Source organism: Leptolyngbya boryana PCC 6306, from assembly GCF_000353285.1.
Classification (GTDB): domain Bacteria; phylum Cyanobacteriota; class Cyanobacteriia; order Leptolyngbyales; family Leptolyngbyaceae; genus Leptolyngbya; species Leptolyngbya boryana.
On record NZ_KB731324.1, the window covers coordinates 3421131 to 3438562 of the forward strand.

At 46.4% G+C, this 17432-nt stretch carries 17 protein-coding genes; 1 reads left to right on the forward strand and 16 read right to left on the reverse strand.

The annotated features are described in order from the left end of the window. Positions 1-692: 692 nt before the first annotated feature. The 9 genes from LEPBO_RS0117220 to LEPBO_RS0117265 all read right to left on the reverse strand — a co-directional run bounded on the left by LEPBO_RS0117220 (position 693) and on the right by LEPBO_RS0117265 (position 11845). Positions 693-1673, reverse strand: a complete 981-nt coding sequence (locus LEPBO_RS0117220) for a polysaccharide deacetylase family protein (RefSeq protein ID WP_017288806.1) — start codon at positions 1671-1673, stop codon at positions 693-695. Positions 1674-1683: 10 nt separating this feature from the next. Beyond that, complete coding sequence (locus LEPBO_RS0117225; RefSeq protein ID WP_017288807.1) at positions 1684-2997, reverse strand: protoporphyrinogen/coproporphyrinogen oxidase; 1314 nt, start codon at positions 2995-2997, stop codon at positions 1684-1686. Positions 2998-3026: 29 nt separating this feature from the next. Continuing rightward, positions 3027-4022, reverse strand: a complete 996-nt coding sequence (locus tag LEPBO_RS0117230) for a class I SAM-dependent methyltransferase (protein WP_017288808.1) — start codon at positions 4020-4022, stop codon at positions 3027-3029. Between the two features lie 131 nt (positions 4023-4153). Further along, entirely contained in the window at positions 4154-6073 is a 1920-nt protein-coding gene (locus LEPBO_RS0117240; RefSeq protein WP_017288809.1) for a glycosyltransferase family protein, read from the reverse strand. 20 nt (positions 6074-6093) lie between these two features. Beyond that, positions 6094-7440, reverse strand: a complete 1347-nt coding sequence (locus LEPBO_RS0117245) for an NAD(P)/FAD-dependent oxidoreductase (protein WP_051077803.1) — start codon at positions 7438-7440, stop codon at positions 6094-6096. A 49-nt stretch (positions 7441-7489) separates the two neighbouring features. Continuing rightward, complete coding sequence (locus LEPBO_RS0117250) at positions 7490-8137, reverse strand: acyltransferase (RefSeq protein WP_017288811.1); 648 nt, start codon at positions 8135-8137, stop codon at positions 7490-7492. A gap of 125 nt (positions 8138-8262) precedes the next feature. Further along, positions 8263-9318, reverse strand: coding sequence for a Gfo/Idh/MocA family protein (locus tag LEPBO_RS0117255; protein WP_017288812.1), 1056 nt, complete (start codon positions 9316-9318; stop codon positions 8263-8265). Positions 9319-9415: 97 nt separating this feature from the next. Then, positions 9416-10633 carry a DegT/DnrJ/EryC1/StrS family aminotransferase gene (locus tag LEPBO_RS0117260; RefSeq protein ID WP_017288813.1) on the reverse strand — a complete coding sequence of 406 codons (1218 nt, stop codon included), beginning with the start codon at positions 10631-10633 and terminating at the stop codon, positions 9416-9418. A 96-nt stretch (positions 10634-10729) separates the two neighbouring features. Beyond that, on the reverse strand, positions 10730-11845 hold the full coding sequence (locus LEPBO_RS0117265) for a glycosyltransferase family 2 protein (RefSeq protein WP_081614749.1): 1116 nt from the start codon (positions 11843-11845) through the stop codon (positions 10730-10732). Positions 11846-12872: 1027 nt separating this feature from the next. Between LEPBO_RS0117265 and LEPBO_RS0117275 the strand changes: the two genes are divergently transcribed. Next, positions 12873-13511 carry a hypothetical protein gene (locus tag LEPBO_RS0117275; protein ID WP_017288816.1) on the forward strand — a complete coding sequence of 213 codons (639 nt, stop codon included), beginning with the start codon at positions 12873-12875 and terminating at the stop codon, positions 13509-13511. Positions 13512-13589: 78 nt separating this feature from the next. On the opposite strand, the gene LEPBO_RS0117280 is transcribed toward LEPBO_RS0117275, so the two are convergent. Genes LEPBO_RS0117280 through LEPBO_RS0117310 form a run of 7 tightly spaced genes read right to left on the reverse strand, consistent with a single transcriptional unit; the run spans position 13590 to position 17398 of the window. Continuing rightward, on the reverse strand, positions 13590-14246 hold the full coding sequence (locus tag LEPBO_RS0117280; RefSeq protein ID WP_017288817.1) for a Na(+)/H(+) antiporter subunit B: 657 nt from the start codon (positions 14244-14246) through the stop codon (positions 13590-13592). After that, on the reverse strand, positions 14243-14743 hold the full coding sequence (locus LEPBO_RS0117285; protein WP_017288818.1) for a DUF4040 domain-containing protein: 501 nt from the start codon (positions 14741-14743) through the stop codon (positions 14243-14245). The genes LEPBO_RS0117280 and LEPBO_RS0117285 overlap by 4 nt, the downstream gene beginning before the upstream one ends. Then, positions 14736-15017 carry a monovalent cation/H(+) antiporter subunit G gene (locus LEPBO_RS0117290; RefSeq protein WP_017288819.1) on the reverse strand — a complete coding sequence of 94 codons (282 nt, stop codon included), beginning with the start codon at positions 15015-15017 and terminating at the stop codon, positions 14736-14738. Before LEPBO_RS0117290 ends, LEPBO_RS0117285 begins: the two co-directional genes overlap by 8 nt. Continuing rightward, positions 15014-15265, reverse strand: coding sequence for a hypothetical protein (locus LEPBO_RS0117295; protein ID WP_017288820.1), 252 nt, complete (start codon positions 15263-15265; stop codon positions 15014-15016). The genes LEPBO_RS0117290 and LEPBO_RS0117295 overlap by 4 nt, the downstream gene beginning before the upstream one ends. Then, positions 15262-15642 carry a Na+/H+ antiporter subunit E gene (locus LEPBO_RS0117300; RefSeq protein WP_017288821.1) on the reverse strand — a complete coding sequence of 127 codons (381 nt, stop codon included), beginning with the start codon at positions 15640-15642 and terminating at the stop codon, positions 15262-15264. The genes LEPBO_RS0117295 and LEPBO_RS0117300 overlap by 4 nt, the downstream gene beginning before the upstream one ends. Next, positions 15639-17066: a cation:proton antiporter gene (locus LEPBO_RS0117305; protein WP_017288822.1), complete on the reverse strand. Its 1428-nt coding sequence runs from the start codon at positions 17064-17066 to the stop codon at positions 15639-15641. The genes LEPBO_RS0117300 and LEPBO_RS0117305 overlap by 4 nt, the downstream gene beginning before the upstream one ends. After that, positions 17063-17398: a cation:proton antiporter subunit C gene (locus tag LEPBO_RS0117310; RefSeq protein WP_017288823.1), complete on the reverse strand. Its 336-nt coding sequence runs from the start codon at positions 17396-17398 to the stop codon at positions 17063-17065. Before LEPBO_RS0117310 ends, LEPBO_RS0117305 begins: the two co-directional genes overlap by 4 nt. Positions 17399-17432: the final 34 nt, after the last annotated feature.

A 17432-nucleotide genomic window follows, 5' to 3' on the forward strand; every position in this document is an offset into this window, starting at 1 on the left:
GTACTGAGGAGCACAAGCTACGCTGTACGCTGAGAGGATGAGCCTTGTGAGGGGTTTAAAGCAAGATTTAAACGGGTTCTGACAAAGCTTGATCCTTGAGATAAGCAGGTTGGACAGAGGTCGCCATGTGCTTCATCTTCGGTGTAGACAACGACCCTAGCGAGCATCGGTTGAAAAAGGTCAGAGCAGATCACACAGGTCTGCCGAGTCGGACGGGAACACACGTGTTCGATTTGCAATTGCATATAGGATGACAAGTCAATCAAGAGAGTATTTTGGACATTCTTCTGAGGGTTCCAATTCAGATCCTCAGTAATTTAGCTGAGTGAATTGCTGATTTATGCAGCCGAAAAGGCAACATCAGGTTGAATGCAAGTTTTTGCAAATTTGTCTAGTGGAATAACACTGAAAATCCGCAGCACCCTTAATTTCTATCATGTATATCTATTGAGAGCAATAGCTGTTGCTATGAATGTGCGATTACATAGGATCTTTTTACATTCAAGTCAGTTTCGTGAAGTTGAACACACATACAACTGCGATCGATACTCGAACTACTATCGATCGCAGTTGTATGACAGCTAAAAAAAATGAGGAGCAGTAGGACAGATCAGCAGTGATCTACCCATCAGATTTATCGCTTGAAGACGACTAGGGAGATCAACATCTATCACCCCGAGGGATCGCGCTGATTACAGCGCGATCGCGCTCGGATGCATCACCGGAATGTCCTCTGCTTTTGCCATTTGCCGAGCATGTTGTGAGATTGTGAGCACTGTAAAATTATCAGTCAAGACCCGAATAATTTTGCTCATCATTGCCACTTTCTTGTAGCTCGGTAGATTCATCGCTGGAAAGAAAGCGAGTTCCGGCAAATCATCACAGCCCATAAAATCCAGAGGGTGCAGCAAGATAGAAGGCTGGACTTGAAACAATTTGCAAAGCGCGATCGCGCATCGGAAATACAACATTGCCAGCATCGGAGAAAACACGCCCAGATACAGAATATAGCTAGCATGAATTGGAACCTTAAACACAGGCATTGTCGTGACTGGAAGCTCGACTAAACTGCCCGCATCCATTCTCAAGCGATACGGCTTGAGCGGGCGCAATCCATCTTGAAATTTCCCAAACAGTTGCTTGCGCTTTTCGAGTTCTTCTTTACTCAGCTTACTGGTCATAAAATAGTAAGCTCGCGCCAACGGTCCTAAGAAGGTTGGAAATGTTGAAGCATCGCAGAGATATCCTCGTCTCGCGAGCACTTGCAGCACAGTTCGAGACAAGCTAAAGCCAGGACCTCGAAAACAGATAGGACGCTGTCCGGTCGCCTGCTCGATGTGCCGTTCTGCGATCGCGAGTTCTGTATTAATCTGCTCTTCGGTGTACAGATGCAACCAAGGTTCATGCAGAAACGAATGGTTTCCAACTTCATGACCGTGATCGGCGATCGCTTTTAATGCTGCTGTGTTTTTTTCTAGCGCAGCATCCTGTCCAACAATGAAGAACGTAATTTTCAGATCCCGCTGATCCAAAAACTCCAGTACTCGCGGGATCAGAAGATTTAAATAGGATGGAAAAGACTCCCAGCCCTCATCTCCGTGAGTTTTCATGTAAGACCATTGATTATCCAGATCAAGCGATAAGCTCGCGATCGGTTTTCTACGCTGTTTCATAGGGTTCACACTAATTCAAGTTCGCTGCAAGTTGACGCATTTTCGAGGTTGTGCGCCAGTAGATGTCCTCCATGAGTAAATGGGCGAATTCTCCATTGCGCCCAATACTGTAGAGTCCTGAAATCCCTGTGGAGTGAGCGAGTCGCTGACGATGCTCCTCATACTGGCTCAAGAAGACTGGATAAGCGATCGGAGTTTTCAACACCCGACAGCCAAAATATCGCTGCCGCGCATCTGGAATGATTTCACGCAAATGTTCGATACAGCGCTCTCCCAATTCTTCGTCTGACATCTGCCAAATCTCATCGCCGATTTCACAGCCGATATCTGCGGTGATCAGTGTTTTTCCTTCAGGAGCGAGCCACGGCATGGATAAAGGTGTCTCGGTTAAGCGAAAGAAGAGATAGTCGCGTTCTGGAGTCCAAACGACTGTATCAGAGAGCAAGCCACGACCATGCAAGCGCAAATTCACAAAAACCATCGGACGGTACTTGAAGCTCGATAGAGGCTTGACCGCATCCGAGCCTTGAACCAGTTTGGCTAAAATATGACAAGGTGCCGTACTAATCACAGCAGAAGCAGGCTGCTCTATCCCTTTGACTCGAACTCCGACTGCTTGCTCATTCTCAACGAGAATTGCTTCTACTGGAGACTCAAGCTGAATGCAATCTTGAAGATCTTCGGCTAGCTTTTGACACAATAAGCCGAGTCCACCTTTAGGATAGACGTGCCAAACATGCGGATTTTCAGGCATGTCATGGCTGTATCCATTGGTGACAGCGCGCTGAGTGAAGCGAGCCATCAGCTTATGGACGATGCTCTGAGCAATTCCGGCTTGCAGCTTATCGCCAACAGACGTTGCTAAATCTTCAGCCGCAGCGCCTGACCAAGCTTCAGTTAATGGAATCGCGACTTCATTGGCTAAAGTTTGACCATACTCAGCACGATACCATTCGGCTGCATTTTTCGGCTGATGCCGCTTCAATTTGCTGGCGATCCCGCTGGCAACATAGCGAGGATTTTGCAGTAAACCAAACGGATATGTGTAGTTACGACCTTTGAGGTAGACAGTTTCGCCATAGTAGCGCACGTTTCGGCACAGCGCACCTACGCCGATCGCGGCAGCGAGTCGATTGGTGACAAAATGTGCGCCAAAGTCATAAGTAAAACCATCGGGATCGTGAAAACTGCCTGCTAGTCCAGCAATCTGCTTGCCTGCCTCATAGAGTTTCACAGGGATGTTATGTTGTCGAAGTGACCAAGCGGCAGTCAAACCAGCTAGCCCACCGCCGACGATCACGACAGGTTTAATTTCAGTGTTCATAAGGTTCAGGGAGGAATTAAATCAGCTTATCAAGGCTTTCTCAACACGGCTCTCAGCAAAGCTCCATGACCCATCCGTTGATGAATCATGTCAAAAATCGTAAACACACCGAGCGAGAGGGTAGATTGCAAGCTGAATTGATTGATGAGCCATTTGGGTGCGTTCCAATCGACGAGCGCATTCCGAATCGAATAGACCCAATTGACTGGCGACACGATCGTGGTCATCTGAGCGACTTCGAGATCAACTTTCTGCGCCAGCATTCTTAAATTGGTTGAATTAAACAAATTCCAGTGTCGCGGAAAATGATAGCCGCCCCAGTGGCGGGCTTTTGAGAGTTTGAAATCCAATGTATCGGTGTTGTCGGTCACAATGACAATTCGACCGCCCGGCTTGAGGAGCGATCGCACAGCAGCGAGCACTTCAGCGGGATGATCGACATGCTCGATCGTGGCGATCATGAAAGCTAAATCATAGCTATTTTTGGGCAAGTCTAAGTCCTGAACCATGCCTGAATGAATCTCCAGTCCTTCATTCATTCCTGCTTTGACTGCGAGATCGCTCGGTTCAATTCCTTCGAGTCTCCAGGTGGGCTGTCCAAAATCACGCAGTAAGCGTAGATGAAAGCCATCCCCACAGCCGACATCAATGATTCGAGCATCTTTGCCTAGTCCTTTGCAAGCTGACAGCAATCGCTTTGCTTCTAATCGCTGCCGCACCCGGTAGACAAAGCCAAATCGCTCAGCCGAGAATTCATACGCATGATAGTCACGCGGATAAATGCGATCGAGTTCGCTGATATCAGGGCGCGGATTGAGATAGACCAATCCACAGCCACGACACTGCACAGCTAGAAACGTATCGGGGCTAGTACGATACTCGAAATCTTCTCCAACTGCTACAGCACTTGCATCATCGACATCGCAAATACAGCACTTCACCCGTGTCATCGCGAGGGGAGCAGTTCCATCAGCACGGCAGGGCGCGCCATAAGGTTGAGGAAAGGTATCAGATAAATCTTTCATGATCTATAAGAGAGCTATTGAACTGAAGAAAGGAGCGCTTGCGGGGCTTCTCAATGATCGATCGTGGCTATCATCTTGCACGCAATTTCATGAGAATTGACGACCTGTAAGCTTGAGGTGAAACGACCGACTTAGGAAGCCGAAGATTTGAAATGCAGACCTGAGCGTTTTGCAATGAGCAATTTCTGAATTCGTCGATTAAACAAAGCGAACCAAGCCATTAATAGACCTCCAGCGCCAAAGCTCAGAACAATGCCAATCCGTTCTTGAGGCAGGGTTTCTAGCTGCACCGCGATCGTATGTTGACCCGGTGGAACTTTAATTTGTAGCAGTCCCTCTGGAGAGGGCTGTATTGGGAGAGAAAGAGAGTTGGTTTTAGCGATCCAAGCTGGATAGTAGAACTGTCTCAGCGTCAACCATTGTTCAGTTTCTAAACTGGTTTGTAAAGTTAGAAACCTGGGTTTCCAGATCGAAGCATTGACTCGATCTTGTGCTTCGATCGTCACCGCAGAGCCAAATTTCTCATCAATCAGTTTTCGCAGATTATCTGTTGTATAAAGCGATGCAGGAACCCATTTTGGGCGATGTAAGACTGCATCTCGCTGAATCTCAAGCTCTGATTTTAGATTGAGAATAGGATAGAGCGATCGTTTCATGACTACGCTGCTAGAAAAGAGCAATACGATCGTTAACAACAGACTGATTGTGGCGAGTTTAGAACTGACAAGGTGCGTCCAGTATAGAACAAATGTTGTTGCGATCGTACACAAAGTCACAATCACAATGAGCAGTACTTTGTTTGCTGCAGTCCAAGTGAAGAACATTTCTCGTACAGGCAGCAAACTTAGAAATGCTAATCCTGCGCCAATTCCAAGAAGGAGCACCGCACTTAAAATTGTTTTGAGGTTCAGTCGAGCAGGCTGAACAGAGGTCGCTGCCAATCCAACTAAAGCCGTTGTCGCAAGCGTCAAAATTGTATTAAATCGCCAAGGGGCTTCGATGATCTGTAGCGGTGGGATTAATTGCCAGACCCAGTTACTTTGAGGGAGGCACATCCAGCATGAAACCAGCGCGATCGCGATCCAAAACAAGCTAGAATGCCGTGTCGAATTCAGCCGATTTGCGATGAAGAATGTCGTCGCTGCCAGCACAAGCATCAGAACACTTGAGATTCCTAGAAATGAAATCACGCCCTGGAAATTCTGCCGAATGCTCTCTGCAAATAAGAAGTTTGTTGTGTAGTCGTAAAACTCGTACTGAGTCGGATCAGCCTTAAGGATAATGAAATCTTTGGTTGTCATCGCTGGAAACCAGTAGATTGCAGCTAATCCGACTGCCAAGATAAAGGCGATGCTGAAAGCGATCGCAATTTTGACTCGCTGCTTTCCGTACCAAAGCAGATAAAGAAATGGGACAGGTGAGAAAATCAGAAAAGTGGGCAAATGCGTCATGATCAAGAGCGCTTGCGCGATCGTGAATCCAATCGCTGCTTTTTTCTGACCCTGAGCCAATTTATGCGTGAAATATAGAATCAACGGTAGCCAGACAAAGCTCCAAAATTCTGCATAAGCAAATCGAACATACAGATCGACTGCTAAATGATAAGGTGCAATCACATAAAAAATTGCTGCAATGAACGCTGCTCTAGCTGGAACCAAACACTGCAACCACAGATAAGCCGTGATCCCCGATGCAGCGAGTCCCAGTAATGCGCCAAAGCTCAACTGATGCCACCCTAGCGGATCAGCCATCCAGACCAATGGACGCAGTAAGCTCGTGAAATAGTAGGGCACTGGGCTATAAAAGAAAAAAGTTGGACTGCCTAATCCTCCATTCAAATTGAGCAACCAACGGGGATATAGTTCTCCAGACCAGAATTGATCCGAAAACTGTTTTGCCCAACGCAGATGAAATGCAGGTAAGTCATGGGCATCGTACACGCCGTAAAACAGCATCGGCAGCATGACTAAAAGCGCGATCGCGACGATCGCCAAGCGATGGATTTGAGTCATCGATTGAGATTGCTTTGCAAGCACAGGCGTTGTTTTCATTGCAACTTTCGGTGTGAGGATTAGGCTCGAACAGCATCGATTGCGAACTGTCGAGAGCGGGTGAGCAATTCCACGGCAGATTTTTCAGCTAGCAGCACTGTCTCATTCACATTCAAGGTTCCATTCGGAATATGAGCAGAGTTAATGATGTGTACGCCTGGAACAGAAGTATGCATCGGCGGTAACTTTTCCGAATAGTTCAAGGTTGAAATCGCAAAGACCTGCCGCACACGCGAGACTCGGAAAGCTACCACATCATTGCGATCGAACTTTGGATACATCAAGACCAGCGTTTGAATAAACTCTTCTTGAATCTCTTCATCGGTTAATCCAAAGGCGGGATCATTGCTAGAGACATACTTCGGTAAGTAAACGAGCGATCGCTGATCAAATTCTGAGCGATCAACGAGAGCGGACATTTCAATGACACCTGTAAACGGAACCCAGGTATCTGTAATATTCGTGACGTAGTAAGATGCTAAGGGCTTTTTCAGCAACAGGGACGCACAGATAATGCCTTGATACTCAACGTTTCTGAGTAAGTCGTATTCCATCGCAGAAAGCCCTTTGCAGACTTGAGCCGAGATCGGAGATGCCATCGTCAGCACCACTTCATCGAAGTGTTCTGTCTGTCCGTTGGTAAATTCAAGTTGGACTTGTCCTTGCTTGCGAATCACGTGGCTCACTCGATGTCCAACTTTCAGCTCAACATTGTGTTCTGAAAGCACTTCAACGAATCGAGAGAGCAATCGTGCATATCCGCCTGGCAAGTAGCCGAACATTTCTTTTTTCAAGCCTGTTCGTCGCGCGGCATACATGCGAGCAATGATCGCCCAAATGAATGAAGCAGAAGCAATGTGATAATTTTCACCGAGCTTCGATCGCAGAAGCGGCAACCAAATTTTTTCAAATGTGCGATCGCCCGATAGTTTTCTCAACCAAGTTGCGACGGGAATCTTTTCTAGTTTTTTCCAGTTTTTGACCTTTGAGGCATACCAGATCGTGAAGCCTAATCGCAACTTATCGATGAATCGTAATGCTGGAAAGCTCAAAAATTCCAGCGTATTCGACATCGAATAGAGCTTGCCATCGGTGAAGAATCCTGTTTTGGTTTCGACCCATTGCATGTCTTGTTCTAAGCCTAGCTCTGTCAGTAGCGATCGAACATGAGTATCCGAGAGCAATGTGACATGATAGTGCCGATCCCAAAGGATGTTGCCTAATCGCCAAGCACTTGCCAGCCCACCAAATTGATGAGCGCTTTCGTATAAAGTAACTTGCTTACCTTGCTGAGCGAGACGGAGTGCGAGGGTCATGCCGAGGATGCCACCGCCTACGATCGCCCATCGTTGTGATGAAACTGACATGAGTATCTTGGGTAGGTGAATGAATGTGGGGAGTGGGGAGTGGGGAGAACTAAAGTGTCAATTCTTCAACGACCCCTTCGCGAATTGCATACTGAAGTCCACAGGTCGGACAATCAATATCTGCGTGAAACGTCTTAAGATCGGCTGGGAAGCGCGTCAATAGCTGACCGCATCGGCACACAGCGCCTACTGAGCGAGCAGGATGTCCGATCGCTAAATGGAAATCTGGAACGGATTTTGTGACTAGCGATCCCATACCAACCATTGCGAACCGCCCGATCGACAAATCATTGCCGATCGTGCAATTTGCTCCGATCGTGGCTCCTGCTTTCACAAGGGTCGGTAAAGTATGCTCATCTGGATCAGAGGGACGCAGGTGTTTGAGATCAGAGGTCGTCGCTCTGGGAAAACGGTCATTGGTGAACACCGTTCCTGCACTAATCATCACTCCATCTTCGATCGTGACTGCATTGCAGATATACACAAAGGCATTGATCTTGACGCGATCGCCAATCTTCACACCATAAGCAATATAGGTTTTTTCACCAATGATGCATTCTTCGCCAATCTCAGTGTCAAAGCGAATATGAACATTGTCCCAGACTGAACTCCGCGCTCCAATCGAAACATTCGCTTCCACGATTGCCGTTGGATGAATACGCACAGAAGGGCTACTAGAATTGATTTGCAGATTCATAGACTCGTTCTAGATTTTTAAACTAAATCCACGCACAGTAGGCTCGATAGTCTCGGTTAAACTTTGTTCAACCCGCAGGTTTGAAATTCACTCTCTTTGCGGGTTGAACAGCCAAACCCCAACCCTTACGATGCGCTAGCAAACGCTTTATCGCCATTGGTCGGCGCAGTCGCGAAGCCTAGCACCTTCAGCGAGTCGTAAGATACACCTGTCCACTGAGTTTGATTCATCGACTTGTAAGCCGCTTCGATCACTTCTACAGACGCAATACTGTCTTGCGGAGTGATCAACAAAGCTTCTTGTCCCAAAATCGCTTTCGAGAAGTTCTCGATTTGGCTCGTAAATGCTTGAACCTTGTCGTATCCGTTGCCAAACTTGATCCACTCAGGACTAGAAGATTGACGATACTTCGACTCTTTCCAACCGATCGAAATCGTTCCTTGAGAACCGTAGATCCGAATGTAGCTATCCAACTCTTTGTTGATACTCCAGGACAGATCCACGTTACCTACAACGCCGCTCGCACTCTTCGCAAAGATTCTCACGGTATCTTCTACATCCAAGCTCTGAATGCGTTTTCCTTCAATCACCTGGACTTCAGCTAGAGCGCCCAAGAAGTAGCGCATAATATCGATCGAGTGGGTTCCGTTATCAATTAACACGCCCCCGCCACTAATCGCAGGCTTCGAGTTCCAACGCGAGGACATATCCACCCGCGAAGTAAACGCATTCTCAAACAAAACAATCTCGCCTAAAACGCCCGACATGACTAAGCTCTTTGCCCGAATTACATCTTCGACATAGCGGAACTTCGATGCCATCGTCAAAATTACGCCGTTGCGCGCCGCAGTATCGACCATCTCGATCGCACTGTTCACATCGACACTCAGCGGCTTCTCACACAGCACATGAATCTTGCGATCTAAGAAGTAGACGGAAATGTCCCGGTGCGTCACAGGGGGTGTACAGATAATCACTGCATCAAGTTCCAAGCTTTCTGCCATCGTCTGATAGCTATCAAAGCTCTGGCAGTTCAATCGTTCTGCAAGCGCCTGTGCTGCCTCGGGTCGAACATCAACAACGGCGACTAATTGCGCGATCGTAGATTTTTCAAACGCCTGTGCATAAGCCTGTGCAATTCCACCTGCTCCAATCAATCCAAACTTCAGCTTCTCAGTCATGACATTTCCTCTTCACAGCTACTGATGTGTATTGATCCGTGGCAAATTTGATTCACCACGGTTCCAATGGCTCTACCGCGTACTTTTCTCGGATGACCTAAGCTAACGACTCATGAATTGCATTCGCAATGTAGTCAATATGCTCGTCGGTATAAGCCTCATTCCAAGGCAGTACCAGTACTGCTTCTAAGCCTGCAAATGTTCCCGGAAACTTCTCAGGGCTATAATCCACCGCCTCAGGACGCGCCAAAGTAAACGGAAAGCGCGAATTCCCAAACGTCCGCTGTTGCTCAAAAATCATGCACTGAAACGCAGGTTTCTGAATGTATCGAGGAGCCGAGAAAATTCCACGCTCTTTGAGTTTCTTCGCTAAACCGACTGCACCATCTGGCACGACCTTGCTATCGACCCGCAAGCAGTACTTCCAGAACACATGCGTATTGCGCTCATCGCAGTAGGGTGTTTCAATTCCTGCCAAGCCTTGCAGCTTTTGTGTCATCTTCTTCGCTGCAATTCGCCGATGTTCTACACAGCCCCAAAGCTTCGACAACTGTGCGACTGCAACTGCGCCTTGAAGCTCACACATCCGCCCATTCAAAGCAATGAAATAGTGATCGGGATTCGGATCCCCATAACCAAATGCCTTGTTGATGAACAAGAACATCCGACGTGCTAGAGCATCATCGTTCGTGGTGACAATTCCACCTTCACCTGTCGTGATGTGCTTACCTTGCTGCAAACTAAAGCAACCAATCTTACCAATGGTTCCTACAGGCTTGTCAGCATGAGTGGCGAGAAAAGCTTGGGCACAATCTTCGATCACAGGAATGCCACGAGACTCTGCTAATTCCATGATCGCAGTCATGTCACAAGGATTCCCGAACAAGTGCGTCACAATAATTGCTTTCGTGCGATCGCTGATGCATTTCTCGATCGTTTCAGCCGTGACGTTCCAAGTTTGCGGATCAACATCTGCAAAGACCGGAATCGCACCTTGATACAGAATGGGTGTCAAAGCCCCCATATCCGTGATTGAAGTCGTGATAATCTCATCACCTGGCTCTGGATCAATTGCTGCGATCGCAGTATGGACTGCGCCTGAACCGGAAGAGCAGGCATAAGCATACTTCACGCCTAGCATCTCTGCAAACCGCTTTTCTAGCGTTTTAACAAAAGTTCCTTTCGTGCTTGTCAATGTTCCGCTGCGAATTGCTTCCGACACCAATGCAATTTCTTCTTCGCCTAATGTCCGACCGCTCGCTTCTTGGTCAGAGGGTAGAACTAAACGAGTTTGTTGTTTCGGTGCTTGTACCATGTGTTTTTCTCCTGTACTGCAAGCAATTCCACGGACTCAGCACAAAGCTGAGAAGGCTTTCTACACAAGCCTTGGAACTGCAAATATTTTCAAGACTTACTTTTCGGAATTGCGCTTATAAATCGCGGTGCCTAGATAGAACAGTTCTTCAAAATAGCTCTTGTTCTGCACCGATACGATGCCTAAACTAAAAAGCTGAATTGCGAGCATCAAAGTTGTTCCGCCAATAAAGAAGGTATGCGGAGCCTGAGCGAATGCTAATGCAACTGCTTCTGTCGCATCTGGAAACCGAGTGTCTTGTGCTAAGCGCTGATATTGCGTGAAGCAATGCACCAGCACCCAAGCATTGGCATAGAGCGACATCAGAAAAAAGAGCACGCTTGGGACGATAAAAAATATCACAGGGCGTAGTAGAAAGCCCGAGAAAAAGATTTCCCAAGTATGCCGAAGCAACTTTGCGCTAGAACTCAGGCTCGATTTGCGCTGCTGCGGCTGCGGCTGGCTTTTCTGCATTCTCCAATTCAAATGGGCTGGAATCTCTTCTACTTTCGTTCCAAGTAAAAAGGCTTTGTGAATCAATTCAGGATTGATTTCCATACCATTTGAGCGCAGATTCAGCGATCGCAGAAATTCCGCATCATAGACCCGAACCATTCCAGTCAACGTCGATAAGTTGCGCTTAGCTGCGATCGATAAAAATCGATTTGCCCACACACTTAACTCACGCCGTAACCAAGGGACATTTGAAACTCGTCCTCCACTCATATAAGGTGAAGCAACGACAACCCCAGCTTGAGTGTCCTGAATCTTTTTCAGCAGCAAGCCGATATGCTCAGGACAATAGCTCAGATCCAGATCAACGACGACGACATAGTCCCCTTTTGCGCCGCTAAACCCGGTCTTTAATGCTTGTCCGAGTCCTCGATTGACGCGATGATGAAGCACTCGGACATTTGAGTGGGTGCGGGCAAATTCTTGAGCTAACCGACCCGTTTCATCGCGACTGCCATCATTCACAATCACAATTTCCCAGTCATACTCCGACTCTAGCGATCGCATGTAGTCGCAGAGAAAAGACAGGTTATCTTGCAGAATCAGTGCTTCATTAAATGCGGGAGCAATCAATGAAACGAGTGGCTTTTGATCGGATGAAGGCACAATCGAATATGGGCTGTGCCGAGTCGATCGCACAGGTGAAAATTGTTCTTGCATTGGAACACACCTATAGACAAATGATTGATGCAGACTCGATGCAGTCTGATCTCATCAGCTAAAAACTTTTAAAAGCATTCAGGTGCTAGAAAAGCAATATCGCTTAAATCTTCTACCCGCGTAGGCAATCTTTTTCTCGAAACCTAACCGAAACGTCCTCAATTCTCAGTGCCTAGCTTTTCTAGTCTCTCTACCTAACTTCTCTCTTCTGCCGTTTTCAATACGAGCAGTACAGATTCACACAGATTCACATTTTCTTAACACGATATCTTAATTGAATGATTTCATCTCAACCGTGCCACACCGAGCCATCTATATAAGTAAACGTATTCAATCAGTAAAGTCAAGCACGCATTTTGCGCTTGAACGGATGCACTGGCTACAAGGGATAACTAACTATCCGGATAACCTAAAGTTCCGTAGAATAAAGATAGCCCCTCTATTTTTTTGGAGCTAGACACATACACAGAGAGACTCGTATCAAAACTCTCGTCAAAGCTAGAGCGATCGCAGTAAGTTTAGCGCTTGTCCTGCTTAGATGCAGAGTATATTTACTTCTAGTTAACCTCTGTACAAGAAGCGAGTTAAAGCTTAAACATCACATTGATACTTACCTTGCGAAAAACCACCTCTCTACTGAACTCCGTTATGCGCTCGATCACTCAGACGAAATTAAAGATTTAAGAAAGTAATCAATATTTCCTTACTCGATTAGAACTCATCATCATTGATGAGAAGTCCTTTCAAGGGGAAAATTCGTCTCAATTTTTGGATTGGGCATTCTAGGTTCAACCTCTGAAAAGATATTTGAAAGATTATAAAAAAGCTGTTTCACTTCGATCTGTCTCGCTTTAGGTATTTAACCAGGACTGATGCACGTCTGTGCTATACGAACTGAGCGCTAGTTTTTTGTTTGTGAATCCTTTTAGTGAACTCACTCTGACTTGCAATCTAGAGATGGTTAGCATTCAACGACGATTTTCAAACTATTTTCAGAGAAATCGCTCTATTGTGTCTTGGATTTGACATGTCGTTATCGCCACTTGCCCAATATTGTATTCGGAAACTCTTACGCCAAAGTACCGATAATCTCGCGCAGCTATTCATGCCCAATTCTAGAGCGGCGGGTCTCAGCGAAATGAGCCTGGATAAAATCCTGTCGAACTGGTCATGTCAGCTAAACTCCGAAGGCTCAGAGACGGTAGAACTTGAACTGCTGCTGAAACTCTATCAGCAATTCGAGAAAGCACCTGCTCACTCAGCGAATCTCATTGAAATTAAGCGCCGAATTTTGCAAATTTTGGGCTTTCAAACCTCGCCTATCCTGCCGACCGAGTTTCCTACGATCATCAAACTTGGCTCGACCCAGCAATTTTCTTTCTTCTACAAGGGGCGAATTCAAACCGGGATGCGCTACCAAAACGAGCTATTTGGTGCTGTCAAGACATTTTCTTTAACACATCGATTGCAAGCGTATCAGAACGCTTGGGCACTGTCAGTCGCCAAAGTTCCGATCGTGCTGACATTCAGTACCTCAGAACTGGTCATCTGGATCAATTTACAGTCTCCAACATATGCGGTGTTAGTCCATCAAAATCCAGCTGTGTTCAGTACCGTTTTAACGCTCAATTCCGCTTTACATAAACGGAAATTCGCGCGCGAGTAACTCTCCTTTAAGCCACAATCCGCACCTAGCAATCCTGAATCGTGAACTCTCTAGCATACAGAAGGTCAAAGTAAACTCTTACAACAATCCCCGATACCGAATGAAGAGCAAAACCACTGCCCAAGACCCTAGCGCAACTTTAATCGCGACTAGAACATTCAGCAATGGCAAAACTCCACCACTGATCAAAGCTCCCGGTTCTCCATGCGGCAACTCATAGCCAGCTAGCGTGATCACTGCCAACACAATGAACACCAAAACCGAAATCTTCTCCCACATCGCAGCTTTCCACTTGTGATACACTGCTTCCAACCATTCTGGCGAAGAAGTAATCGCAATCAGCCCGATCGCTGTTCCACCCGCAACCCCGGCAGCAAATCCGCCCCCAGGACTCAGATGCCCTCGGATTCCCAATTCAATACTGACCAATGCACAGATGGTCGCTCCTAATCTTGCCAACACAATGGAAGCTTGATCCGTAAAATGGTGCACTTTACTGGGCGGCTCATTCGATAAGAGATACTTCGCCCCGAGAATTGAGATTGTAAACACAATCACTTCAAAAATCGTGTCGTAAAGCCGATTTCTAAAAATAATTCCCGAGACTGCATTAATCACACCACTTTCTTTCACCACCGTCTCTGCGATCGAAAACGGCAATTCTGGCGCAGGATTCGGCATAAAAAGAAATTTCACATACAGCGCTAATCCGGCTGCAAGGTAGATCCATTTCATGATTTCTCTCCTTTGTAAGTCAGTTGAGCGAGAGGAAATGCTAGTTCGTTTTGTAAAATTTCATAGAGGCGTGGGATGCGAACTACTGTGTTATAGTTCTCCGAATCGCGCACACAAGTTGCATGAATTTCTTTTGTCATCAATGCTTGATCTAAATCTTGGCGATCGCGAAAGGGTACTAATTCCACTCGCATATAGTGCTTGTTCATGATCGATCGCACATTCTCAATCATTGGTTCCAAATTCTCTTCTGTAAGAATTCCTAGCCGCATGACGAATGACGATCGTACTGCTACTGCGTATAGCATCGTTGCCAGTAAGCTGCCCATCAATGCTTCTGTCAAGCCAACATCTCCCGCTCCTAACACGGCATATAACAAGGCAGCGATAGCCCCTAAAATGCCGCGAATGATCAGTGCATGATAGGGATTTGTTTGAAACACTAACATAGCTGCCACAATTGGCAAGAGCACGGCAATGATATTTACCTCAGTCATAATCCGGTTCCTCACTACTCGAACAGTGAGCCAGCACATAGCCCAACATGGTGTTCCAAATCATCAGACAAAAGAGCGCAAGCAGTAACAATGCCCATCGGTTCGGAATCCTCAGAAACAATCCGAAGATAATCGTCATCGAACCGAGCGTGTCAGCAACGGACAAACTGTGAAGTTTGTAAAGTACCGATCGCTGAGTCGGTAAGGCTAATGTCCCCCAAAACCAGAGAACAATGCCCGCTCCAATCAAAATATCACTGAGAATATTGATCATCCGTCATTCATCCTCTTGAGAATATGTGCGAGCAGCATCATGCCAGCGTTACCCACACTCAAAATGATCACAGCAACAACGCCAATCATCCAATCGTCTCGAAAGACCGCGATCGTTAAAGCAATAATGGCGGTCTTGGATGAGACGCTGGCAAATGCAAGCATCGTTTGCCAAATATCTTCATTCTTCCAAGCTTCGTAGAGCGGAATTAACAATGCAATCAGCATTGCAATCAGCAGGATATTCATGAAGCATCCCTCCGCACTTCATGCACTTCATACCAACCTCTATCATCGTGTTTCGTGACGATCGTTTTCGGTGTGAAGGTAATCAGAAAGATATCGAGAAAAATCATCCGTGGCGATCGATGAGCGGGAACTCGTTCTTTCACTATCGTTTCATGGCGGTGCGGATGCAGCATAATTTCAAACGCTTCTTGATACGCTGCCGGAATCACCATGAGAATTTTTTTCAGCGATCGTAGCCACTCTCTTAAAGTCTCTGGAGCCGTATAGCTCCGAGGTAAGAGAAAGGCAATACAGAGTCCAATCACAATATTTGCTGCACTGAAATCGGCAGTGAGCAAGAACCAGAGAACGAGTCTGACAAGAACATGTCCAATCATGCGAGTGCCATCCAGAACAACAGAATCAAGGTTAAGCCCATCATGCCGACTAGGTGCTCAAACTCTTCAAGCATTCGCGGCAGTTTGACCGTCGCCCGTCGAAAGATCACCCAATATGCCAACCATCCCCCGCCAATCGTGACGAAGGCTTTCACAATGTTTTCGACGCTATAAGCTTGGATATAGGCAATATTCGCGAACAACAAGCCTCCGAGAAGGAGCACGATCGCGGCAATCAATCCCGGACGCACTTTTTCCTCGGTCTTGCCATGTGGCAAAAAGATAAATTTTGCAAAAGAGGTCGCTGTGCCAACGGCACAAACATTCATTGCGATCACTTGCCAAGGCAGTAGATTCTTCAGGGTAAAAACCTTGGCTCCAAATCCTGCCCACAAAGGCGATCCAGAAATCGAAAGACTGGCAATCACCAACGCAATCCAAACCGGGGTCGAAATCGTCTTGGTCTGCAATTCCTTAAAGTTCCGACTGGGCAAATTCCCGGCAAGCAAGAATAGTGAGGATTTCACTAAGCCGTGCGAGAGCGTGTAAAAGCCTGCTGCCTCCGGTGCTGCCAGAATAAATCCCAATTGTGAAACAGTGTGAAATGCTAACATCCGTTTCGTGTCTTTCTCAAAGACCGCATAAAACACTCCTAAAAGCGTTGTTGCGACTCCAAAAATTCGTACGATCGTATCGATATCATCCAAAATCAACGCACATCGCACCAAAGCTAAGAGGCTTGCCTTGACCACGACTCCGGACAATAAGGCAGATACAGGCGTTTCTGCTTCAGAATGTGTCATCGGCAGCCACAAGCCTGAAATGAATACTCCTGCTTTGACCAGTAAGCCTAGAAACAGAAGCGCGACTGCTTCAGGTGGTGCATTCTGCAATCCTGTAAAACTGAAAGAATGATCTGCTTTATAAACCAAAGCTGTCCCAATCAGGTAGAACAGCATGGCGACATTACTGGTAAACAGATAACGTAACCCGACCCAAATACTGCGATCGGTTCTCGGATAAGCAATTAGCAAAAATGCTGCAATTCCGCTGACTTCTAACGCAATATATAAGCTGAGAAAATCTGAGCAAACAAATGCCGCATTAATGCTGGCGTGTAAGAGCAGCGTTTGCGCGTAAAAAAAGGTTAATTTGCTGGTTTGCCAACAGTAAAATAGCACGGCAATCGTGACGATCGCATTCGTTAAAATAAAGTACGCTGTTAGCGAATCAACCGTTAAGACTACGCCAAAGCTATCTAATAGTTTTAGGTTTAATGCAGGCTCAGTAAATAGTTTCAAAGCATAAGCAACAGAAACTAATGTGCCGAACAATGAAAGCTGTTTATCGAGTTTTGGTACTAAATAAATCACAAACCCGAGAAAGAACGGGAATGTAATCCAGGCAAGTGTAAGAATATTCATGGTGTATTCTGTTTTTCAATTTCGTGACTCTCTAACGTTGGATTTTCTTTGGCTAACTTCATGACACCAACCAGCATGAGTGCCTGAATTGAGAAGCCAATCACAATACCTGTCAAAATCACAGCTTGAGGAACTGGATCAGCAAAAGCTCGTTCTGTTGTTCCAGAGAGAATAGGTGTGAACGTTCCTTGCCGAGCAGCAATCACGACATAGTAAGCAATCACCCCTGCACTCATCACATCCATTGAAATGATTTTCATGACAAGATTCTTTTTCAGAATAATGCCAAAAAAACCGCACAAAACTGTGGCAAAGACACACGCTTCTAGCACGAAATTTTCCTGTTAAAAACTAGGGTGTTCGATC